The organism is Oscillibacter sp. (genome assembly GCF_032060045.1).
GTDB lineage: Bacteria > Bacillota > Clostridia > Oscillospirales > Oscillospiraceae > Oscillibacter.
This window is the reverse complement of the sequence record NZ_DAMBZJ010000013.1, coordinates 1-20,801: the sequence shown is the minus strand read 5'-3', so window position 1 is coordinate 20,801 and position 20,801 is coordinate 1. Positions and strand designations below refer to the sequence as shown.

29 protein-coding genes are annotated in these 20,801 nt (G+C 57.2%); 6 read left to right on the top strand and 23 right to left on the bottom strand.

The window, feature by feature from the left end; all coding sequences use genetic code 11:
- Positions 1 to 13 precede the first annotated feature (13 nt).
- From RT018_RS06985 to RT018_RS06970, 4 genes are all read right to left on the bottom strand, one after another.
- Positions 14 to 385 carry a type II toxin-antitoxin system PemK/MazF family toxin gene (locus RT018_RS06985; protein WP_312940496.1) on the bottom strand — a complete coding sequence of 124 codons (372 nt, stop codon included), beginning with the start codon at positions 383 to 385 and terminating at the stop codon, positions 14 to 16.
- A 207-nt stretch (positions 386 to 592) separates the two neighbouring features.
- Positions 593 to 1,765, bottom strand: a complete 1,173-nt coding sequence (gene alr / locus RT018_RS06980; RefSeq protein ID WP_312940493.1) for an alanine racemase — start codon at positions 1,763 to 1,765, stop codon at positions 593 to 595.
- Positions 1,766 to 1,809: 44 nt separating this feature from the next.
- Positions 1,810 to 2,421 (bottom strand): hypothetical protein, encoded by a 612-nt coding sequence (locus RT018_RS06975; RefSeq protein ID WP_312940492.1) that lies wholly within the window; start codon positions 2,419 to 2,421, stop codon positions 1,810 to 1,812.
- Positions 2,422 to 2,435: 14 nt separating this feature from the next.
- A complete protein-coding gene (locus tag RT018_RS06970; protein WP_312940491.1) occupies positions 2,436 to 3,308 on the bottom strand; it encodes an NAD(P)H-hydrate dehydratase in 873 nt (290 codons plus the stop codon).
- A gap of 237 nt (positions 3,309 to 3,545) precedes the next feature.
- On the opposite strand from RT018_RS06970, the gene RT018_RS06965 reads away from it, so the two are divergent.
- From RT018_RS06965 to RT018_RS06950, 4 genes are all read left to right on the top strand, one after another.
- Positions 3,546 to 4,586: a hypothetical protein gene (locus RT018_RS06965; protein WP_312940489.1), complete on the top strand. Its 1,041-nt coding sequence runs from the start codon at positions 3,546 to 3,548 to the stop codon at positions 4,584 to 4,586.
- A gap of 462 nt (positions 4,587 to 5,048) precedes the next feature.
- Entirely contained in the window at positions 5,049 to 6,074 is a 1,026-nt protein-coding gene (gene pheS / locus RT018_RS06960) for a phenylalanine--tRNA ligase subunit alpha (RefSeq protein ID WP_312940487.1), read from the top strand.
- An 18-nt stretch (positions 6,075 to 6,092) separates the two neighbouring features.
- Complete coding sequence (pheT, locus tag RT018_RS06955; protein WP_312940485.1) at positions 6,093 to 8,795, top strand: phenylalanine--tRNA ligase subunit beta; 2,703 nt, start codon at positions 6,093 to 6,095, stop codon at positions 8,793 to 8,795.
- Positions 8,796 to 8,896: 101 nt separating this feature from the next.
- Positions 8,897 to 9,142 (top strand): IreB family regulatory phosphoprotein, encoded by a 246-nt coding sequence (locus RT018_RS06950; RefSeq protein ID WP_312615289.1) that lies wholly within the window; start codon positions 8,897 to 8,899, stop codon positions 9,140 to 9,142.
- 72 nt (positions 9,143 to 9,214) lie between these two features.
- Here RT018_RS06950 and RT018_RS06945 read toward each other — a convergent pair whose 3' ends face one another.
- A complete protein-coding gene (locus RT018_RS06945; RefSeq protein WP_312940483.1) occupies positions 9,215 to 9,373 on the bottom strand; it encodes a hypothetical protein in 159 nt (52 codons plus the stop codon).
- A 171-nt stretch (positions 9,374 to 9,544) separates the two neighbouring features.
- On the opposite strand from RT018_RS06945, the gene RT018_RS06940 reads away from it, so the two are divergent.
- The gene (locus RT018_RS06940; RefSeq protein ID WP_312940482.1) at positions 9,545 to 10,186 is read left to right on the top strand and encodes a superoxide dismutase; all 642 of its coding nucleotides are present in this window, start codon (positions 9,545 to 9,547) and stop codon (positions 10,184 to 10,186) included.
- A 109-nt stretch (positions 10,187 to 10,295) separates the two neighbouring features.
- Positions 10,296 to 10,586, top strand: coding sequence for a helix-turn-helix transcriptional regulator (locus RT018_RS06935; RefSeq protein ID WP_312940480.1), 291 nt, complete (start codon positions 10,296 to 10,298; stop codon positions 10,584 to 10,586).
- 57 nt (positions 10,587 to 10,643) lie between these two features.
- Here the strand turns inward: RT018_RS06935 and RT018_RS06930 are convergent, their stop codons facing one another.
- The 18 genes from RT018_RS06930 to RT018_RS06845 are packed head-to-tail and all read right to left on the bottom strand — an operon-like array spanning position 10,644 to position 20,742.
- Positions 10,644 to 11,339 carry a CHAP domain-containing protein gene (locus RT018_RS06930; RefSeq protein WP_312940478.1) on the bottom strand — a complete coding sequence of 232 codons (696 nt, stop codon included), beginning with the start codon at positions 11,337 to 11,339 and terminating at the stop codon, positions 10,644 to 10,646.
- Positions 11,336 to 11,587 (bottom strand): hypothetical protein, encoded by a 252-nt coding sequence (locus RT018_RS06925; protein WP_312940477.1) that lies wholly within the window; start codon positions 11,585 to 11,587, stop codon positions 11,336 to 11,338. Before RT018_RS06925 ends, RT018_RS06930 begins: the two co-directional genes overlap by 4 nt.
- Positions 11,588 to 11,601: 14 nt before the next feature.
- Positions 11,602 to 11,868, bottom strand: a complete 267-nt coding sequence (locus tag RT018_RS06920) for a hypothetical protein (protein ID WP_312940475.1) — start codon at positions 11,866 to 11,868, stop codon at positions 11,602 to 11,604.
- Positions 11,865 to 12,161: a hypothetical protein gene (locus RT018_RS06915; protein WP_312940473.1), complete on the bottom strand. Its 297-nt coding sequence runs from the start codon at positions 12,159 to 12,161 to the stop codon at positions 11,865 to 11,867. Before RT018_RS06915 ends, RT018_RS06920 begins: the two co-directional genes overlap by 4 nt.
- Position 12,162: 1 nt before the next feature.
- Positions 12,163 to 12,729, bottom strand: a complete 567-nt coding sequence (locus RT018_RS06910; RefSeq protein ID WP_312940471.1) for a hypothetical protein — start codon at positions 12,727 to 12,729, stop codon at positions 12,163 to 12,165.
- 1 nt (position 12,730) lies between these two features.
- Complete coding sequence (locus RT018_RS06905) at positions 12,731 to 13,789, bottom strand: baseplate J/gp47 family protein (RefSeq protein ID WP_312940469.1); 1,059 nt, start codon at positions 13,787 to 13,789, stop codon at positions 12,731 to 12,733.
- 12 nt (positions 13,790 to 13,801) lie between these two features.
- Positions 13,802 to 14,140: a hypothetical protein gene (locus tag RT018_RS06900; protein ID WP_312940466.1), complete on the bottom strand. Its 339-nt coding sequence runs from the start codon at positions 14,138 to 14,140 to the stop codon at positions 13,802 to 13,804.
- Positions 14,137 to 14,559, bottom strand: a complete 423-nt coding sequence (locus tag RT018_RS06895; protein WP_312940464.1) for a hypothetical protein — start codon at positions 14,557 to 14,559, stop codon at positions 14,137 to 14,139. Before RT018_RS06895 ends, RT018_RS06900 begins: the two co-directional genes overlap by 4 nt.
- Before the next feature lie 25 nt (positions 14,560 to 14,584).
- Positions 14,585 to 15,526, bottom strand: coding sequence for a hypothetical protein (locus RT018_RS06890; protein WP_312940462.1), 942 nt, complete (start codon positions 15,524 to 15,526; stop codon positions 14,585 to 14,587).
- Positions 15,523 to 16,095: a LysM peptidoglycan-binding domain-containing protein gene (locus tag RT018_RS06885; protein ID WP_312940460.1), complete on the bottom strand. Its 573-nt coding sequence runs from the start codon at positions 16,093 to 16,095 to the stop codon at positions 15,523 to 15,525. The genes RT018_RS06890 and RT018_RS06885 overlap by 4 nt, the downstream gene beginning before the upstream one ends.
- 20 nt (positions 16,096 to 16,115) lie before the next feature.
- Positions 16,116 to 16,739, bottom strand: a complete 624-nt coding sequence (locus RT018_RS06880) for a hypothetical protein (RefSeq protein WP_312940457.1) — start codon at positions 16,737 to 16,739, stop codon at positions 16,116 to 16,118.
- On the bottom strand, positions 16,736 to 17,050 hold the full coding sequence (locus RT018_RS06875; protein ID WP_312940456.1) for a hypothetical protein: 315 nt from the start codon (positions 17,048 to 17,050) through the stop codon (positions 16,736 to 16,738). The genes RT018_RS06880 and RT018_RS06875 overlap by 4 nt, the downstream gene beginning before the upstream one ends.
- Positions 17,047 to 17,436, bottom strand: coding sequence for a hypothetical protein (locus RT018_RS06870; protein WP_312940455.1), 390 nt, complete (start codon positions 17,434 to 17,436; stop codon positions 17,047 to 17,049). The genes RT018_RS06875 and RT018_RS06870 overlap by 4 nt, the downstream gene beginning before the upstream one ends.
- 34 nt (positions 17,437 to 17,470) lie before the next feature.
- The gene (locus RT018_RS06865; RefSeq protein WP_312940454.1) at positions 17,471 to 18,535 is read right to left on the bottom strand and encodes a phage tail sheath subtilisin-like domain-containing protein; all 1,065 of its coding nucleotides are present in this window, start codon (positions 18,533 to 18,535) and stop codon (positions 17,471 to 17,473) included.
- A complete protein-coding gene (locus RT018_RS06860; RefSeq protein ID WP_312940453.1) occupies positions 18,532 to 19,020 on the bottom strand; it encodes a hypothetical protein in 489 nt (162 codons plus the stop codon). Before RT018_RS06860 ends, RT018_RS06865 begins: the two co-directional genes overlap by 4 nt.
- Positions 19,017 to 19,325, bottom strand: a complete 309-nt coding sequence (locus tag RT018_RS06855) for a hypothetical protein (protein ID WP_312940452.1) — start codon at positions 19,323 to 19,325, stop codon at positions 19,017 to 19,019. Before RT018_RS06855 ends, RT018_RS06860 begins: the two co-directional genes overlap by 4 nt.
- On the bottom strand, positions 19,322 to 19,669 hold the full coding sequence (locus tag RT018_RS06850) for a hypothetical protein (RefSeq protein WP_312940450.1): 348 nt from the start codon (positions 19,667 to 19,669) through the stop codon (positions 19,322 to 19,324). The genes RT018_RS06855 and RT018_RS06850 overlap by 4 nt, the downstream gene beginning before the upstream one ends.
- Before the next feature lie 38 nt (positions 19,670 to 19,707).
- Complete coding sequence (locus RT018_RS06845) at positions 19,708 to 20,742, bottom strand: phage major capsid protein (protein WP_312940448.1); 1,035 nt, start codon at positions 20,740 to 20,742, stop codon at positions 19,708 to 19,710.
- Positions 20,743 to 20,801: the final 59 nt, after the last annotated feature.

Genomic DNA, 20,801 nt, shown 5'->3' with positions numbered 1-20,801 from the left:
TTAAAATACCCGCCTAGACCAGCTGGTCATGCTGCAGGCCAAAGCTCACCGCAATTGCGGTGTCAATTTTTTCCATCACCCGTTCATCCACATGGCCCATGTGCTCTCTCAGCCGCCGCTTATCTAGCGTCCGTACCTGTTCCAGCAGGACCACGGAGTCTTTCGAAAGGCCTCGGCTGTCCGACATGGGCAGGTCTATGTGGGTGGGCAGACGGGCTTTCCCCGTCTGAGAGGTGATCGCCGCTGCGATGACGGTGGGACTGTATCTGTTGCCGGTGTCGTTCTGAATAATCAGCACAGGCCGGACGCCTCCCTGCTCGCTACCCACCACCGGGCTAAGGTCGGCGTAATAAATGTCGCCGCGTTTCACAACACTCGTATCCACAAAGTTCACACTCCGCCGAAAATAGTACCCGCCGCTGAAAATACCTTTTCAGCGTGGCCACTATCATTCTCCCACGCAGCCGGAAAATTTATACGCCGTTTTTCCGGTTCGACCGGCCCCGGTTTATTCTATGCATCCGGGCGGCCGGGGGTGCGCTTTGGAGAGGTGGACTGAGGCTTTGCGGACACCTGAACCGGAAAGAACGGCTCAGAGCAGAAGCTGCAAATGGCGGTCGGTCATCTCTCCGTTTTCAAGATAGACACGGGGTACGCGCTTGGAAACATCGCACGTCAGCTCATAAGTAATCGTGCCCGCGACCTCCGCCATGTTCTCCACGGGGTTGTTGGGACCGAAGACCTCCACCTCGTCGCCGGTGTGTACGTCGGGCAAATCCGTCAGATCGATCATGCACATATCCATGCACACACGGCCCCGGATCTTGGCGGGCCCTTTGGGCGTCAGCATCTCCCACTTGCCTGATAGGCAGCGCCGAAGCCCGTCGGCATAGCCGATGGGCAGCACGCCAATACGCTGCTCTCCCTCGGTGAAATATGTTCTGCCATAGCTGACGGAAGTTTCGGGTGCGTAGTCCTTCACGGGACCGACGGTGGTTTTCAGCGTCATCACCGGCTTCAGGCCCAGAGTGCGGCTCATCGGCTCTGTCCCAAACAAAATCACGCCCGGGCGACACATGTCCCACGCATACTGGGGGTAAAACGCCACGCCGCCAGAATTGCAGCAGTGGTGAATCGGGAACGTAATCCCCGCGCGGGTTTCCACCTCGTTCACCATATGCGAAAAGCGCTGGTACTGCGCCCTTGTAAACTCCCGGCTGGAGGCTTTGTCCGGCTCGTCGGACACGCAGAAGTGCATAAAAACCCCTTCCCACGCGAGGTTTGGTAATTTCAGCGCCTCCAAAATTTCTTCAAAACTTTGCTGGAAATACGCCTCGTCACACCGAAAGCCCAACCGGCCCATTCCGGTGTCCAGCTTCAAATGGACCGTCAGGATTTTTCCGCAGGCTGCGGCCGCAGCGGAATAAGCCCTTGCCATTTCAAGGGAGGGAACGTCCTGTGTCACGCGGCTGTCGATAAGTGCCTCGGTCATGTCAGAAGGGGTGTATCCCAGCAGGAGAATGGGCAGCGTAAGGCCATGATGGCGCAGCTCCTGCGCCTCTTCCAGATTAGACACCCCCAGATACTCCGCGCCAAGCTGCTCCAGCTTTTTTGCCACCCACACGGCGCCGTGGCCGTAGGCGTCCGCCTTCACCACGCCCAAATACTTCGACTTGGGCCCCATCCTCTCCCGAATGATGCGGTAATTGTGTGCCAGCGCATCCAGATCAATTTCCGCCCAAGTCCTTCTCAGAAACTTTTCCATACGCTCACCTTCAAATTTCCATTTGTCGGAGTCGTTTGCTGCAGTTATTCTCCGGCCCCTCCGTTATCCTCCAGTATAGCACCGAATTGAAAGTCCGTAAACTCCGCCTGCAAATTTATTTTTTCATCCACGGAAATTTCTCCCCGGACGGGGACATGGTCTTCCTGGCGCAGCCACAGGGTGGAGACAATTCGGCCTCCCTCCGCACCTGTCTGCTCCAGCGCAAGGCGTAGACAGGTGTCCTCGCCCCAATCCTCTTCGTTTTCCTCCAGTAACCAGCCATCCCGCAGTGCGCTCATCAGCCGGGGCAGGCAGGATGCGGGGCTGAGCGCCTCTCCGCTTAAAGGGCCTGCCGGGAGACAGTCGTCTTCATAGAGCAGCGTCAGTCCATCGCCATCCATGCGGGCCTTTACCCCTGCCGCTGTCTCCGGAGCCAGCACCTCCACGGTGGACGTCTCCGGGGCGTAGTCACACTGCAGGGTAAAGGTGCTCACCTCATCGCCGTAAAATGCAGTGACCTCCGCGGTCATCTGGGCGCTTTTCATCTCCTGATAGGGCGCCCGTGCGGCCTGAGCCGTCTGCTTTTCTCCCCCGCCGCAGGCACACAGCAGCAGGCAGAGCGTTATCATCGGTACACAAGCCGTCGGTTTGCGCACCCGGATATCCCTCCTTAATTGTATTCCGTCAAAATCGTTTGAAACGCGCTGGGAATAGCCTCCGCCGTGTCCCGGGGCATCATGCCGTATTCCGTCAGCCACCCGGCGGCCAGATCCCCGGCAAGCCCGTGGAGATAGGCCCCGCAGGCGGCCGCACGCAAAGGCGTTGCCCTCTGCGCCAAAAGCGAGGCGATCATCCCGGTGAGCACATCTCCGCTTCCGCCCTTGGCAAGGCCGGAATTTCCGGTGGGATTTTCAAGCACCGTGCCCTCCGGCGTTGCGATGAGCGAGCGGTGGCCCTTACGCACCAGAATGCAGCCATGGGCTTTGGCAAAGTCACGGGCTGCTTCCGCCCGGTCCGCCGTCAGGTCTCCGCCCAGACGGGCAAACTCCCCGTCATGGGGCGTGAGAATCGTGACACGGCCCCGCCGCGCATCCAGACTATCCATATGCCCGGAAAGAACGTTTATGCCGTCGGCATCCAGCACAACGGGCTTTTCCGTTTCCAGCAGGCCCAGAACCAGCTTCTGTGTGTCCGTTGACCGACCAAGACCGGGGCCGAGGGCCAGCACGCCGCATTCCTCCAGCTTTTCCCGCAGGGGCCTGATGGCTTTTTCGCTGAGCATCCCATTTTTGTCCGGCACGGGGAAGGGCATGGAGGAAACGCATCTGCCCGCCTCCGCCTGCCAGATACACTCGGGTATGCCCAAATACACCAGTCCGCAGCCACAGCGCTCTGCCCCCAGCGCCGCGAGATAAGGCGCACCGGTGTACCCCACCGCGCCACCCACAATCAAGAGCTTTCCAAAATCCCCCTTGTGTCCGTCAGTTTTTCGGGGCGGCAGTGCCTCCCGGACAAATTCCATGGTAAGCTCCTGCGTTTTCATGGCGTTCTCCTCTCCGGGCCTTGCGCCCAATCCCGGTCTCCCGCCGCGCTTCCATCTTACAGCGGAAAACGATTTTTTGTTGACTTCAATTATAGTGTGCCCTCGCCGGATTGCAAGGGTTTGCGCGCGGAAAAATTTTTGAAAATAAATTTTTAAGATCTGCAACTTTTTTACCTGTTCCTACGTCTTGTAATGGAGGTATGTTATCTCATTCAAACAAGACGGGAGGCTCTCTTTATGAGAAAGCGCGCCTTGGCGCTGATTTTATTTGCCGCACTGGCCTTGTCCGCATCCGCCTGCGGGTATTCCGCCGGAGGATCTTCCTCCGCCTCCTCCCTTCAGGGGGAAGCCGGTCCATCTGAGCTGACGGAGGGGGATGTATTGGCGGCCTATAAAAGGGCGGCGGCAGTTTACGACTGGTTTGATCTATGCTCCCTTCCCACCTCTGGCGAGGTGGTGGGAGAGGACGGCAAACCCTATGACCCTAAGCTGGGCAGTCTTTCCTATCGTCCGGTGGCGCAGGAGGGTCTGAAGACTTACGCCGATCTGGACATTTGCGTGCGGAGCTGCTTTACCCAGCAGCTATCGGATGAGCTGATGGGCGGCGGCACAGGCTATCGGGACATCGGCGGGCGACTCTATGCCGCCGACGCGGCCAGAGGCAGTAATCTTTACCTGCTGGGCAAAGCCGTCAGCGCGGAACAGACAGACCCAGACCGCTGGGCCGTGACCGTGACGTTCTACAGCAATGAATGGGAATGGCCCCATATCACCGTGGGATATTCCCAGAAGACGCTGGATTACATCAAAACACCCGACGGATGGCGCTTTTCCACCTTTTGCCCCTCCGACGCTCTGGACGAGACAGCAGAGACGGTGTTCCGCTTCTCCTATGGAGATCCATCCACGATGGAACAGGAAAACATGGCAGACTGGTCCGTCCTCAAATTGGCCTGCTGGCTACTGCATTCCGACGGGGCGTTTTCCGAAGGGGCAAGCGACTACTTTGCCCTCCGGCTTTTAAACAATCCGGACGAATGGTTTGCGGCTCTGTCCGTATTTGTGGACAGTCCGTGGGAGCAGTGGGATACCGTAATCACCCAGCTCGCTTGGAGCATTTATTCTTGGCATCCCGAGCAAGAGGATGTGCGGCTTGAAGCGCTTCTGAACACCTATCCACCCAAAAATGACACGGAATCAACTCTGTTGAACACATTAAAAGCAGCATGGTTGCAGGTAAACCAGCTCGATGAGGAGGAAACCAATGCAGCATTTTGATTGCTGTCCGGCGAGTAATGCCCTACGCTTGGCAAAAAGGACGCCTGGGTATCCGAAATTTTGATAGAAAACCTTTCGAACTGATAAACTCCCCCGTTTGGCACAAAATACGCCCAGCGGGGGATTTTCCTCTTGCATTTTACAAAGGTTTATGCTACAAGTAATAGGTGAAAACAGCGTTGAACGGGAAAATATCGATTCTCCGCCGCCAAGAGAGGGCTGGTCATCGGCTGCAAGCCGGCCCGCGGCGCGTCGTTTGGTTCGCCCGGGAGTTGCCATGGAGACATGGCCGGAGACCCACCGTTACAGGGGTTCAAGCGCGCGCGGAACTCCGCGCGAATTTGGGTGGTACCGCGGGAGCTAAGCCTTTCGTCCCAATCTGGGGACGAGGGGCGTTTTTTTATGCCATCCGCCCCTGAAATACGTGATTTCTGCAATAGAAAAGGTAAAGGAGCATCAAGTATGAAGGAACAACTGGAAGCCATCCGCAAAGCCGCGCTGGAAGCCGTGTCCGGTCCTCAGGCCGCCACGGACTTAGAAGCGCTGCGGGTAAAGTATCTGGGCAAGAAGGGCGAGCTGACGGCTCTGCTGAAGCAGATGGGCGGTTTGTCCGCCGAGCTGCGCCCGGTGGTGGGCCAGCTTGCCAACGACGTCCGATCCGAGCTGGAGGCCGCCATTGAGAAGCAGGCAGGTCTTTTAGAGCGCAAGGCCATGGAGGCCCGCCTTGGAAACGAGGCCGTGGACGTGACAATTCCCGGCAAAAAGCTGCGCATGGGCCACAAGCACCCTATGTACAGCGTGCTGGACGAGATTAAAGATATTTTCATCGCTCTGGGTTTTGAAATTCTGGACGGGCCGGAGGTAGAGCTTGCGGACTATAACTTCACCAAGCTGAACACTCCCGCCGACCATCCCGCCCGGGAATGGTCCGACACGTTTTATCTCACGGAAGATTCTAAAGTCCTGCTGCGTACCCAGACCTCCAACATGCAGATTCGCGCCATGGAGGCCCGAGAGCTGCCCATCCGGGTTCTGTCCCCCGGTCGAGTGTATCGCAAGGACGAGGTGGACGCCACCCACTCCCCCATGTTCCATCAGATCGAGGGTATCGTGGTGGACAAGGGCGTTACCATGGGCGATTTGAAAGGCACGCTGAACGCGGTCATCCGCAGGATTTACGGCGAACGCACCGTCACCCGCTTCCGCCCTCACCATTTTCCCTTCACGGAGCCGAGCTGCGAAATGGACATTCAGTGCCACAAGTGCGGCGGCGTAGGCTGCCCCACCTGCAAGGGCGAGGGCTGGATTGAGGTGCTGGGCGCGGGGATGGTCCATCCTAAGGTGCTGAAAAATTGCGGCATCGACCCGGAGGTCTATTCCGGCTTTGCCTTCGGCATGGGACTGGAACGGCTGGCCCTCGGCCAGTACAAAATCAGCGATATGCGCCTTATTTTTGAAAACGACGTACGGTTCCTGGAACAATTCTGATAAGGGGAGAGGGATATAATGTTACTGTCCAGAAAATGGCTGAATGAATTTGTGGAAGTGGACGCTTCCGACCGGGAATTCGCTGAGGCGATGACCCTCTCCGGCTCTAAGCAGGAGGTGACCACCGACCTTGGCGCAGAAATAAAAAATGTGGTCGTGGGCAAAATTACAGAGATGAAGCGCCACCCGGACTCCGACCACATGTGGGTTTTGCAGGTGGACACAGGCGCGGAAGCCATTCAGATTGTCACCGGCGCGTGGAACATCCATGTGGGTGATCTTATCCCCGTTGCAAAGGACGGGGCGCTGCTTCCCGGCGGCGTGAACATTAAGAGCGGCAAGCTCCGGGGCATAGAGTCTCAGGGAATGCTGTGCTCTTTGAAGGAGCTGAACCTCACCGCTGAGCATGATTATCCTTACGCTGCGATTAAAGCTGCGGCAATTTTGGGAGATTATACTCCCCTAAAGGGGCAGGAGCCTTCCATCCCCGCGGACATCCAGCCGGGGCGCAAGCTTTTTGGGTCCGTTTGCGCGGCGAAAGTTTTGGAGTGTGCACCCCAGCCGAGCGGCCTGTACCACACCGTTTTGGACCTTGGCGACAGCACTGCCATGCTTGACGACGACTGTCAGAACCTCCACGAGGGGGATATGGTGGCTTACGATGCAAAGACGGAAACAGTCTGCACACCCGACGACCTCCGCGCCCAACCATCCGAGTTCCCTCACTGCATCACCGACGGCATCTGGCTTCTGCGGGAAGAAGGCATACAGCCTGGAGACGATGTGGCAGCCCTCATCGGCTGCGACGACCATGTGGTGGAATTTGAAATTACCCCCAATCGGCCTGACTGCCTGAGTATCATCGGTCTTGCGCGGGAGGCCGCCGCCACCTTCCGAAAGCCCCTGAAGCTTCACATCCCGGAGATCAAGGGCTGCGGCGGCAGCATCGCGGAGCTGGCGGATATTGACATTGAGGATGGCGACCTGTGCCCCCGGTACACCGCCCGGATGGTGAAAAACGTGAAAATTAAGCCCTCTCCCGCGTGGATGCGAGAGAGGCTGCGCAACTCCGGCGTACGGCCTATCAACAACATCGTGGATATCACCAATTACGTCATGCTGGAATACGGCCAGCCCATGCACGCCTTTGACTTCTCCTGCGTGGAGGGCGGAAGAATCATTGTCCGCACTGCCCGGGAAGGAGAGACAATTCAGACGCTGGACGGAAACGTCCGTAAGCTGACGCCCAGTATGCTGTGCATCTGCGACGAGCAAAAGCCCGTGTGCGTGGCAGGTGTGATGGGCGGCGCCAACAGCGAAATTGTAGGCGACACCGCGCAGGTCCTGTTCGAGTCCGCAAACTTCAACGGCCCGTCCGTCCGACGCACCGCCGTGGCGCTGAATATGCGGTCCGAGGCCTCCGCCCGCTATGAAAAGGGCCTGGACCCCATGAACACAATGAAAGCGGTGCAGCGTGCCTGCGAGCTGGTGGAGCTTCTGGGCGCGGGCGAAGTGGTGGACGGTGTGATGGACGTGATCGCCAGAGATTCCGCCCCCACGGTTTTAAAACTGGAGCCGGAGCGGATTAACGCTTTGCTTGGCACAGACGTTGCTGAAAGCGAAATGCGCGCCATTTTGGAGACGCTGGACTTTAAATTGGACGGTGATGAAGTCACCGTTCCCTCCTGGCGGAGCGACGTGGAAGGCATGGCCGACTTGGCTGAGGAGGTGGCCCGCTTCCACGGGTATAACAATATCCCCGTCACCCTGTCTGGCGGCGCGTCTGCCCACGGCGGCGGCTATACTCCCGTCCAACTGGCGGAACGGAGTGTCGGCGCCCTGTGCCGGTCTTTGGGGTATGATGAAATTATCACCTACTCCTTCATCAGCCCTTCCTATTACGACAAAATTAAGCTCCCGGCGGACTCCCCCCTGCGGAGCTCTTTGAAGATCCTGAATCCTCTGGGAGAGGACACCTCTATTATGCGCACCACTACGTTGCCCTCCATGCTGGAAATTCTGGCCCGGAACTACAACTTCCGCAACAAGGCCGCATACCTCTACGAGCTGGGCCGCACCTACTTCCCCAAGAAAACCGGACCGGATGAAACCGGCGTGGCAGACGAGCCGAAGATTCTCTCCCTTGGCGCTTTCGGCCCTGAGGTGGACTTCTTCTCCATGAAAGGGACGGTGGAAACCATACTGGAGGGCATGCGCATCGACGGGGCGGTGTTTGAGGCAGAATCCGGCAATCCCTCCTACCATCCCGGCCGCTGCGCCAACGTTTTGCTGAACGGGGAAATTCTTGGTGTGCTGGGTCAAATTCACCCGGATGTTGCGGTGAACTACGGCGTGGACTGCGAGTTATACGCCGCTGAGCTGCGGTTTGACGCGCTCTATGCCGCCATGGGCGCCCAACCCGTGTATAAATCCCTGCCCCGCTTCCCCGCCGTGACACGGGACATCGCGGTGGTGTGCGGTAAGTCCGTTACCGTGGGTGCGCTGGAAGAGTGCATCCGCAGAGGTTCCAAGGGCCTTTTGAAGGAGATTTCTCTATTCGATGTGTACACCGGCACAGGAATCGCGCCCGGCAAAAAGAGCGTAGCCTTCAATCTGGCCTTACGGGCCGAAGACCGCAGTCTCACCGCCGCAGAGGCAGACGCGGAGGTGTCCGAAGTTCTGGCCCTGCTGAAGAGCGAGCTGGACGCGACGCTGCGCTGAGCCAGAGCCACAAAATCTTCGTCAAAGTTTTTCTTTGCTCTTTACAGTCCGGAAAAAGTCGAGTATAATAAAACACGTATAAGGGGAAAGGTGGTGTCTTCATGGACGATTTCACCAGAAAATTTAATCTTGCGATGGAAAAGGACGCGGAGATCCGCCAAGTCCTGTCAACGGTCTATCAGGCATTGGAGGAAAAGGGCTATAACCCCATTAATCAGATTGTGGGCTATATTCTCTCCGAGGACCCCACCTATATCACAAATCACAACAACGCGCGGACACTGATCCGCAAAATCGACAGAGACGAACTGCTGCAGGTTTTGGTTCGGAAATACTTGGGGCAGTAAGCGCTCGGCACCGAAAAATCAAAAGCGTTCCCGGAAAGTCAATCTTTCCGGGAACGCTTTTTTCATTCATCGTCATTTCACTTCCTGATCCCGTTCAAACAGCTCCTGCGCCCGTCTGAGGACTCGCATCATAATTGCCCGGGCCGCCGCTGCATTTCCCTCATCCAGCAGCTCCACGGCGTCCGCCAGTGGGCCGCACAGAATGCAGAAATCCAATTCGTCGTCCTTCATAAAAATCATCTTCTCCCACTTGATATGTTGCCTAGCAGAATATCGTATTTTCTGTGTCGAAGTCCCAAATTTCTTGGCGAGGCGCCATATTTCCAGCCACCGGACCGCACATAATTTCTGCTTTTCCGGCGTATACTTCTTTGATGAACGCATGTGGAAAGGATGACGCCTATGGAAGAAAAGCACTATCCCTTTGCCCTGCCGCCGCTGCCCTATTCTTACGACGCGCTGGAACCGGAGCTTGACCCCAAGCTTCTGTGTTTTCACCACGACAAGCATTTTGCGGCATACGTGGACAATCTAAACAAGCTGCTGGAACCCTATCCCGCCTATCAGGACTGGTCACTGATACAGCTTTGCGAGCATTGGATGGATCTTCCTGCACAGATTCGTCAGGGTGTGCGCAACAACGCCGGCGGCGTATTCAACCACGACATTTATTTCCGCACGCTCCATGCCCTGCCACCCTCGTTTCCCCAGCCACCGCTGGTGGATGCCATCCGCCTCGTTTTTGGCAGCACCGATGGCCTCAGAGTTGCGCTGAAAAGCGCCGCTCTCTCCGTCTTCGGCTCCGGCTGGACCTGTCTGTGCACCGACGCAAACGGAATCCTGTCTCTTCAGAACGTAGCCAATCAGGACACCGTTTTGCCCCTTGTGCCCCTCCTGTGCTGCGACGTTTGGGAACACGCGTATTACCTGCAATATCAAAATCGCCGCGCAGACTATCTGGACGCGTGGTGGCGAATCATCGACTGGCCCCAACTCTCCAAACAGTACGCACAGATTGTGCAAAATCGCCCGCCAATGGCGTAAAGTATCTAAATTTTCTCATATATCCAATATTACAATACTTTTATATTTCCATTTTGTCAAGTTGAATTTTACAATGATATTGTAATTTTGGATTCAGGAGGAACTCCCGATGTTGTGCGACGAAATTCACCGGCTGAGGCTGGCAAGCGGAATCACACAAGCGCGTCTGGCTGAGCGGCTGGGCGTTTCCAAGCAAAGCGTCTCCAACTGGGAAAACAACAACATTCAACCTTCCGTGGAGCTGCTTGAGCGACTGGCAGATTTTTTTGCTGTCTCTACCGATGCGCTTCTGGGCAGACAGCCCGATGCGGTCATTGATGCCTCAGGCCTCACCGATGCACAGATTGCCCATATCCGTCAATTGATTCAAGACCTCCGCGATGCAAGAAAGCGCGTTTAGACGCGTTATAAAAGCGCCCGCCGCCTATAAGGACGGCGGGCGCTTTTTAGCGGAAACTTACGGCTTAATTGTCTCCATGAACCTCTTTAGGAATACAAGCATCTGTTCTCGGGTACACCAGCTTTTATATTGATAGGTCCCATCGCCAGCTCCCCGAACAATCTTGTTTTTCTCAGCCCATGCACGGGCCTCCTCCGAAAATTCGCCGGGAGGCAATTCCCCCCGTTTTTGCAGCCATACATTCATCATCGCGTCGAATTCGTTCTGGGTCATTTTTTCCTCCTCATACGCAGGGCGAAGCGCCCCCACTACATACCTCGCAGCCCGTGTCCTTCGTTGCACTTCGCCGCCGTTGGCGTCGCTGAGCGTGCCGGTATTTCCCTCAATCGTGACAAGGCTTCCATCCGTGTTTACCCATTCCACCACGCCCAGGTGCTCGATAATGGTTCCACTGAATCGGAAAAACACCAGATCTCCGGGCTGATAATTTTTTTTCACAAACCGTGCGTTTTTCCGGGCCCAATTTGCCAAAGCGCCGCTGGACGCAGTTTTTCCTCCGCCATAGAACAGAGCGCTTAGCCCCGCTTCCCGGAAGCACCACCAAAGGAATACACAGCACCACGGATAGCTGTCTCCGGACAGCTCTCTTCCGTAATAAGCGGTGTTATATTTCACTCGGTTGCTTCCGGCTGGGGATTCCTTCGTCCCCAGCTCGCGCCGCGCGATGGCCAGCAGCTTATCCGCACCCGTCATTCTTTTCCTGCGTTCCTCAGCGCATCTGCAGCGTCCCGAGCTGCTTCTGCCGCACGCCCCACACTTTCGGTGTCCACTTTGCCTTCCGTGACGATATACGTTATCACGGAGGCAATTGTCACCACTGCTCCAGCTGCAGTGGAAATCACATTTTCATCCAGCCCAAACACCATGGCAAGACCCGCAACGATTCCCGCCACAGCCGCCCACAGCTTTCGCGAACTGAGTTTTCTCACCAATTCCCCCATAAAAATCTCCTTTCTCAGAAATCCTCATCCATTCCCATCGCCGTGTCATAGATAATGCCGCCTCGGGTGTTCTCCGCCTTGCTTTTTCCAAAATACGCCGCCAGCACCACCGCCGTGGACGCTTGCAAAGCTCCAATCAGTGTGGTGAGATACGGCAGCGTCCCGGTAAACTGGCTGCGGATTGCCAGATAGCAAAAATACAGCACCACGCACGTGCAGATTGCGTCCAAGCTCAAAATTCCCAGCGCAATCATTTTTGATGCTGTCAATTTTTCTTTCATAAAGTGCCTCCCCTCGTCAGCAGGAAGGTGACAAACGCCCCCGCCAAAATCAGAAGGACTTTGTCCACCAGTCCATCCCACCGTTTTCCCGGCCTTCGTTCCAGCGCATCCATTTTCTCTCCCAGCCGCGCCACGCTTTCGGCCACCGTCTCCTGTTTTGTCGCCAGCACCTCCACCGCCGTAGCCAGCCGCCGCAGCGTTTCCTGACTCTGCTCCAGCGCGCCAATCCGTCGAATGTTGGAAGATACACGCTCCTCCAGTGCGGTGATTCGTCCGCTCCACTCCTGTTCCATATTACACCGCCAGTTCAAAGCTGTGCCACGTATGTGCCGTCGCCTCCACCGCACTCCATGTCCACCCATAGTCCTCGCACTCCGACCAAAGCATATATCGGAAGTAAAACTCCGTCTCCAGATGGCAGGGGATAATGTCCAGCACGATTTTTTGAATCTGTGAAAATTCATCCGGAACTCCCCCCACCTCCGGGAAAATTACCCGGATGTGGCCTCCCCCCATCTCCTGTGCCAGCGCCTTAATTCCGCAGCCGCTGATTGTGCGGTTGATTGCGTCCAGAGAAAAGCTGTCTGCGTCAATCTGCATCAGCGCGGCAATGGCGTTCCGCCGAAGAGCAATCGTGTTTGCCGCAGGCCTCCTTGCAAACAGTTTCTCCCGGCGAAGCAGACCCTCGCCCTCCGCTGTGCTGGTCAGCGCCTCATGCTCAACGTATTCAAGACGGTCCGAGATCTTATCCAGACCTGCGCTTTGGGCAAACAGTTCGCTTTCATTCAGTGTCCCGTCCCGAAGGTCGTAAATTCCCAGAGGCGCAAGCAGGTTTTTCAAATGCGTTTCATATTCCGCCATGTTACGCCCCCATTTCCGTCACAAGCAGCTCCCCAAGGGTATAAAGAGTCGTGGCGCTTCCCTGCCTGTCCGAGGCCGGAGACTGAATATGATAGTTTTTCACACCATCCACAGCGTAGATCAATCGGCCAAGTTCCGCCAGCAAAATGGGCTTTCCCAACAGCTTTCCCGTGAGCCATCCGGCAATTGCCTGTTCCGCCGCACTTTTTACCGCGGCAAAGTTTCCATTCCCGCCCACATCCAGCTCCACGGCCACATTCAAGTGGCTCTCCTCCGGGGCCAGCACTCGAACGTCCACGGCAATCTCCCTCTTTGCCTGCAAATCAGCTTCTACGGCCCGCAGCAGTGCCGCGTCGGGCGCCCCGGACGACGTTGTGATGTACACATCCACCGTGCCGATTCCCCTAGCCCGACCAACTGCTACCGCCGCCGCCACGCCCTGATGCCGCAATGCCTGTTCCTCGTAAAAGGCAGCGTTGGCTCCGTTTGGCAGCCGCTCAAAGCTGTCCAGCACCCGTACACGGAGAGCCTCGTCGCTCTCTGCGTCAGCCCCGCCGGTAAATGCCGCCGGATTTGTGCACGCAGTAATCCCCATGGGACATGCGGCAAGCACCGTTATGTTCCACGCTGCGGCATTGCCGCCACTTCCAGTCTCCAGCGCTTCGGCAGGCACGTCCACTGTCAGCGTCCCCGCCGCCAGCACCGCTGCGCGAGTGGTATAAAAGCGTATCCCATGCTCCGTCATACACACGCTTCCCTTGGGAATACTCAAATCCTGTACCGGTGCTTCCGCCACAGAAAACCGCAGCATCCCTGCCGCCCGGGTAGCCGATTGGCGGACAATGCCCCGCATGGTCGCGTGGTCATCCAGATAAGTGCCCTGAGCCGTCTGTGGGAAGCTTTGATTCAGTACCCACTCCGTCTGACATTCCAGCGCTTGCACCTGCGCTGCCACCGCATACAGCCGCACCGCCAGATCGCATGTGTCCTCTGCGCCGTAACCAGAGCGCTCTCGGAACACCGAGAGCAGCTCCTGATAAATTTCCTCCGTTGTTCTCATGCTTTCCTCCCGTCACCGCACCGTAAGCTGCAGATTCAGCTCCTCTCCCTCGTAGTTCATCCGCACCGCCAGCTGATTTCCGTTCAGCTCCACCTGCTCCACACGCAGGTTTTGTTCCTCTGCCAGCGCCTGCGACACCGCCGTTTCCGCAGCACTTTGCCGATGAGACGGGGTTTCGCCCCCCAGTGCGTACAATGTGCTGCCCAAATCCTCCAAAAACGGAAACCCACCCCGCCTTGCCATCAGCCTGAACAGCACTCTTTGCAGCAATGCATCGCGGCCCTTCACTCGTACCGTTCCGCCCACTCCGTCAGGCACATAGTCTCCGTCTCTAATTTTCAGTTCTGTCATTCCGATTCTCCCCCGCACTTGCAGGGCATGTAGGGCTCGCCGTTTACGCGCAGCGCTCCGTTAACCTCCACTTGTCCGGTCAGAACAACTCTGCCCCGCAGCTCCACCGTCCCGTCGTTCTTAAGATATACGCTGCCGTTTTCGGCGTGAATGAATACCTCGCCGGGTCGAAACTCGGTGGGTACACTCGTCTGTTTTGCACCCGCCACGCAGGACTCCTCCCCGCCGGTTCCGCCCTTAATAACCAGCACCGACTCTCCTGAGGCGGGTCGCCACGTATATCCTCCCGGCCCGTAAACCGGAAGCGCCCGTACCTCACCTTTTGTGACTACACCCGCACTTTCTCCCGAAATGCTTGTCACGCCCAGATCAGCCCCGGACGAAGATACTCCCGGTTTTGTTTGCTTTGATAACCACATCGCTTTTCGCTCCTCTCCACCCGCCTCATATTTCACCCAGTGTCAGCGTAACGGATTCTCCGCCGCCATCAGCCCGGGTTCTCGCCTCCACCACGCGATAGGTCCCCGTCAGTCCCATTCGCACCATCTTTAAAACAACCACGTCTCCGGGAAATGCCAGAAAGCCCCCCGTCAGCGTCACCTCCAGGGAAGTTTCATCTTCTTTAGACCTCGCAATTTGATACTCCCCGGTATACCGCATTTTGGCCCAGGTGCTCTGTCCCGGCGTATATAAAACTCGGCGGCACTGCCCTCCTCGGGCAATCCACTCCTCATTGCGCACGGTATATGACTGGTTTCTCGTCTTGTCGATTACCAGTATCTCCGACAATACGCCATAGTGATTCTCTCGTTTTACAAGCGATAAAACGTTTGATGATTCCGTAATTTCGAATGTTTTTCCCGTTCTCGCCTTGTCCGCCCACAGCCGTCCAAACCGGTCAAAGCTTGGAATAAAATCGCCATACGTTCTGCAAAAGTCTTCCAGAGCCTTCCACTGACTGCTTCCCGCCGCCACGGTGTACATTTCTCCGCCGCTGCTGAGGCTTGCCAGTTTGTCGCAGGGAATCCCGTAGGGCGTCACGTGATTTCTGACGATTTCCTCCAACGTTGCCCCCTGATAGGTGGCGGCCCGCGCCTCGTTGTCCAGCAGCCGGGCAGCATAGCCCCGTCCCGCAACCAGTGCGCTGCGGCCCTCCTCCGTCTGGCGAATCTCGTATTCATCCACAATGCCCCGCAGCAACACGGTTTTCCCGTCCATCAGTGTAAACGCCGCCGCCTGCCGCAGCACCGGCTCCATTTCCGCCGTGTAAAGGCACGTCACCGAAAAGCTGTCGCAGGGCACGGTACCCGTATAGCATACATCCCAGGTCAGCAGCGCTGGTAAATCAAACAGTTCGTGGTCGCATGTCGTAATTCTCCCCGTCATTTCACTCGCACCTGATTTCCCGCGTAAATTAGATTTGGGTTTTTAATCTGAGGATTTGCCGCAATCAGGCTCTGAAGTGTCACGTCATATTGCTTTGCAATCCCCCACAGCGTGTCTCCGTTTTTCACCGTATACCATATGGAGTCTGCGCGCTTCTGTGCGCCTGTCGCGCCGGTATTCTCCGCAGCGGTCACTGCCGCCGTGAGAGACGCGCTTTGGCTGCAATTCTCCCAAAACTCAAATGCATATCCCACAAAATCCGGCTGCGGTTCCTCCGTTAACTGCAAAGACACGAAATACGCTTCCGTCGCCTGCCAGACGGGATGTACCAGCAGCCCCGGCCCTGCCCGCTCAAACACTGCCGCCAGCTTTTGAAACTCCTGATAGGCGTTTGCTCCCATGAACGCGCCCTGCCCGCGCATCACCGAGTGCCCTGGCCCCAACTCCTGCATGCAGTACCGCCCGAAGGGCACCTTGTGCACCGCAATTTTTTTCTGCCAGGTGACGGAGTAATTCTCTGGATTGTGGGGCCATACATAGTCCTTGTACCGCATCGGCGTCAATTCCACGCCATCTCACCTCTCCTGTCTCAATACAGCGGATATCCGCCGTCATACCTTCTTGCATCTCGCTGAAACGTTCGGGACAGTTCTCCGGCGGACATTCCGTGGTCCACAACAACCATGGTCCCGGCGGACACTTTGCCGTTCACCACCGGAGCCGCCCCGGCAGTGTCAGCATAAGCTCCCCTGCCCCCGAAGAAAGCTCCCTCCTGGGAGATCTTTTCCGCTATGCCAAATGCTTGTTCCACACTGTCGTGGTTTTTCCATTGAACCGCATTCTTTTCAGCATTCAGCCGCGCAGTCTCTTCCAGCCCACTTCCCATAAATGGGCCCTCCGCTTCAACGCTCTCAACTATGGGAATTTCTGCGACTGCCAGTTCCCGCGTCCCCGTCGCCTGATGGAGCCGCCCTTCCCCGTGCCCTGCCAGCCGCCGGTTCCATGCTGCCATTCCTTCCGGAATGACCTGTCTCTTTTCTGGTTTTTCAGCCGAGGAGCCGATCCGGAGAGCGCCGTCTCCGCCGCTCTCCGGATCTTTCTTCCCGCTTCTCCCGGTCCGCATCTCCTCGTCTTCTTTTCGTCGCTCTCCGCCGCTCAGTAAGGCGGCAAACATTGCTGCCTGCCGCCGCAGCGTGTCTTGGATGTAGTTCATACCCGATCTCCCCGCATCGCCCGAAACCGTTCCGGGTCAAACCCGGCGTTTACTCCGGCCGGCAGGGAATCTGTTTCTCCCGCCAGCCGCCGTACAAGCGTCTCCATCTCTCCTGCCGTCAGCTCTTCCAGCACGGCCTCCGCGCTTTCAAACAGCCGCTCTTCTCCAAGAAAGCAACTTTCCGCCAATACTCGTGCGTTGCACAAAAGTCCTCGCACCGTCTCGTTATCCTCCCGTGCAGCCACGTCACGCCAAATACCCAGCAGCCGTCCCGCCGAAAGCGGCGTCAGTCTGTCCGGCACCGTTTTCATGCCGTGGTCTCAATGCGACGGGAAGCCACCACGGTAATTTTTTCCGCCACCATAGCGTCCAGTTCGCCCTGCTCGGAAATCGTGCTCCACTGACAGCCCGAGTAGATAATCTTCCGGTCCGGTTTACAGATCACCAGCGAAAAATCGCTGAGCTCATAAAAATTGATTCCGTCCGAGATTGCGTCGTCAGTGGCGTACAGGCGAGTCAGCTCCAACGTGTACTTGCTTTGCCCCCCGATGGTTCCCACCGGCTCCCGCTCTCCAAATGCCTCCACGTTTTTGCTTGTCTTGCTGGCCTTGGCGGTGTAGCTCTGCACCACCGCCACCTTTTTCCCGTTCAGCTCCAGATAGATGTCTGCGCTGGTGGGAAATCCCATAAACTCCATGGCTTTTGCTCCTTTTCAGAAATTTGTTTTCCGCTCACACCGTGATGTGAGCCGTCAGATAAATCTGGTTCAATCCGTGGGCCACGGCAAAGCCGAATTCTACCAGACACACGGTGGGCTCGTCCGCTGATACACTCACCCGCACCTCGCCGTAGCTGTCAATAATCTCCGCTGCCAGCTTTTTTTCCAGTTCCACAATCACCTGAGACCGGATGGCTCCCCGATTCTGCGCCGTATTTTTGGTGCGAGAGAACTTGCTGCGCAGCGAGGAACGTACCGCCGGAATTACATCGTCCACAATCCGTATGGTGCTCAGTTCCCGCCAAGTGGCATCCGCCGCTCCGTCCGTGGTGGTTCTCGTGGTCACGCACCGCACCGGGGAAATTACTCCCGCCACGCTCTCCAGCGGTGTCACCCCGCCCCGCACCAACGCGTCAATGTCGTTGTCTCCGTAAGCCGTGCTCAGTCCGCTCAGTCCGTGCAGCGCCGCCCCGTTTAGGGGAGCCGCTGGGTCGCTTCCCCCGGCCATGGCGCCTGCCATCGCCGCCGCGCACAGCACGCCCGAAGGAGCACCTTCCCCAATCATTCCGTCCGGCCCGGTCAGCACCACACGCTCGCTGTTCAGCTCCGCCGCGTGGGTCGTCAGCTCCGCTGCCGTGGCTCCGCTGGCTCCCACCACCGCGATTCGCTCTCTGCGTCCCGCAGACGAGGTTTCCACTCCCGTGCGCAACGCTTGATGTACCGCAGCATCCGTGCTGTCGCATACTACGATGCGCACGTCCTCCACACCGCCCAGTGCTTCAAACCCCGCCGCATAGTCCGAAACCGTGCCGCCGTCTGCCACCCGGACCGCCGCCACCTTGGACACACCATTTAAAAACAGCAGCCGCAGAATTGCACTCATTCCGGCTGTGCCCGTGTCCTCACCAAATGCCCTGATGCCCTCAGAATACCCCGTCAGCGTTACCACCGCGCCCTCGTCGCCCGTGGCCGCTCTCGCGGCCACGCCCACGGTCTTGGTCCCGCCACCGGCGGATACCACGGAGGACGCGTCATAAGAGGAATACACCCCCGGCCGCTCATGCTTTATCATGTTCATTTTTTGATTGTCCCTTTCAGTATAAAGTCCAGCAAAGTCCCCGTGTCGCCCAGGTCCTCCGCCAGGAAGACAGCCCTACAAGCCGCGCTCCCCTTTCGTAAAAACATCCCTGTGGCTTTGTCCCACGCAATGCCATTCCAGCTCATTTTCTCAAGCTTAAGGCCTGCAGGCAGCGTTTCCATCAACGCACCGGCCGCCACCTCCAAGGCCGTTTCGCACTCCGATGCCTTCGTCGCACGCACACTGAGGGAAATGATCACGTCCATTTGCATTCCATACAGCTCCCGAACGCTGCCTGACTCATCCCGCTTCTCGCCAAGATATCCGCTCAGTCCAACGGGCTTTCCCTCCGCCGCTGCCACATCCACAGAGGCCACCGGCCCCTCATGTTCCTTTGCCTCGCCCTCATAAGCGGCCATTGCCGCAATCCCTGCGTTCTTCAGCGCGTCAATTACCGCGTCCCGCACCTGATTCAGTCCGTTCATTCCGTTGCCTTTCTCTGCTCTGTCAAAACGGCCCACCAGCAAACGGTCTCATTCCCAAGGCGTATTTCCTCGCAGTTGCGCACCGTATAGATCCTCCCTTGAAACTCTATCCGGTCCCCCAGTCCTGCTTTCGTTCTGCCAAAATAGGTCCACCGTCGGTCATCCACAATTCCCAGAGAGGTAACTTCAAACGGCGCAGCTTTTTCCATTTTTCTCACGGGCTGAAAAAACGCCCGTTCAACCGTGCCATTCACCATTACGGCCTGTCCGTAGTTCCGGAAAATACGCTCCAACCGTCCCGTCATCCCCGCACCCCCCGAAAACAGAATTTCATTTCCGCCACATAGGGGTCCATCAGCCGCTCCGCCTCCCGGCGCAGGACCTCAGCGCTCTTGCCGCCCTCTGCTTCCGTCACGGACACATCCCCCGCCGTAAACCGCAGTCCGCCGCGGCTCGCCGTCAGGCCCGCCGCTGCAAACAGTGCCGCCGCGCAGAGGAAAGCCTCCCGGCATTTCTCTGGTTCTATGCCCTCCCGGAGTCTTCCTTTCCACTCCTTCTCAGCCGCCTTGCACAGCAGCGCCAGCGCCGTCTCCTCATCCTCTCCCGCACCGGACAGGGTCTTCGCCAACGTTAAAATTTCCTCCTGCATGTTCGTATCTCCCTTCTCCGCTGCTCTCGCGCCGGAGTTTATCCGATCTCCAGCACCCGGCTCGCTTCGGTAAACAGCTTTGCAAACCCGGAAATAGAGGTAATGGCGGCCCGCTCCATCTGCCGGTCAATCAGCTTGTCATACTCCACCAACACGTCTCCGGCGCAAATCTGCTCCAAAGCATAGCCCTTGTCGAGGCCGATCAGCTTCCCCGTGGGCATAGCGCTGGTTCTCAGCAATGTCGCACCCAGCGGGGTAGTCAGCGTTCCGGTTCCTTGGAAATTCAGTCCCGTCAGGGGATTCTGGAACTCGCTCAGCTTCAAAAGCTTCAGCATCACGTCTCCGCCCACCAGAATGGTGTTCATGGTGTAGGGATCAAACTGGCTCCAAAATTCCAGCAGCGCGTCATAGCTCAAAGTTCCCTTGGTCCCGGAAATAGGCTGCGTGCCAATGCTGTAAACCTTCGCCGGATTTTTGTTTCCGTCGCCATCACACAGCACACGGATGGCGTCCTGCAAATGCATTCTGCCGATGTAAGCGCCAATCTGGCGTAGCGTCACGGAAAACAGGTCCAGCCGCTGAAACCGAATTGCCTCGTAGGAAGCCACCAACATTCTGCCTCTCTTGTGCAGCCGCACCAGATTTTCCTGCGTCCGAATCGTGGTGGCAGGAATCGCGCCGCCTTCCTCCACGCGCTTAAGTTCTTTTTCCTTCTCCGTGGGCACGGAGGCAATGGAGCGATAGTCCATCCCCTCGAAATTGGTCACCGTGGCGGTGATGGCGGGCAGAATGCTCTCCTCCTCCATCCCTTGGCGCACTACCCGGGAGACAAACTCAGGAAACAGTACGGCGGAATCACTGGTCTTGAAAAACTTTTCCACCATGTCGCTGCCCGCTCCCTTCACCTTGATGTCAAAGCGCTTGAGCTGGCGCTGAAATGCGTCCAGTCCCTCCGCCGGGGTGCCTCTGTAATCTTCACTGGGGTCCATCTCCTCCAGTATTTTGGAAAAGCTGCTGCCCGCCCTGTTGTACATGCCTTTTTCCAGTTTGATGTTTTCGTAATGATAAGCCATATTCTTTCCTCCTTTTTAAAGTGCAAAGGTGATGGTGCTCGTCGCTGCGTCTACTTCCA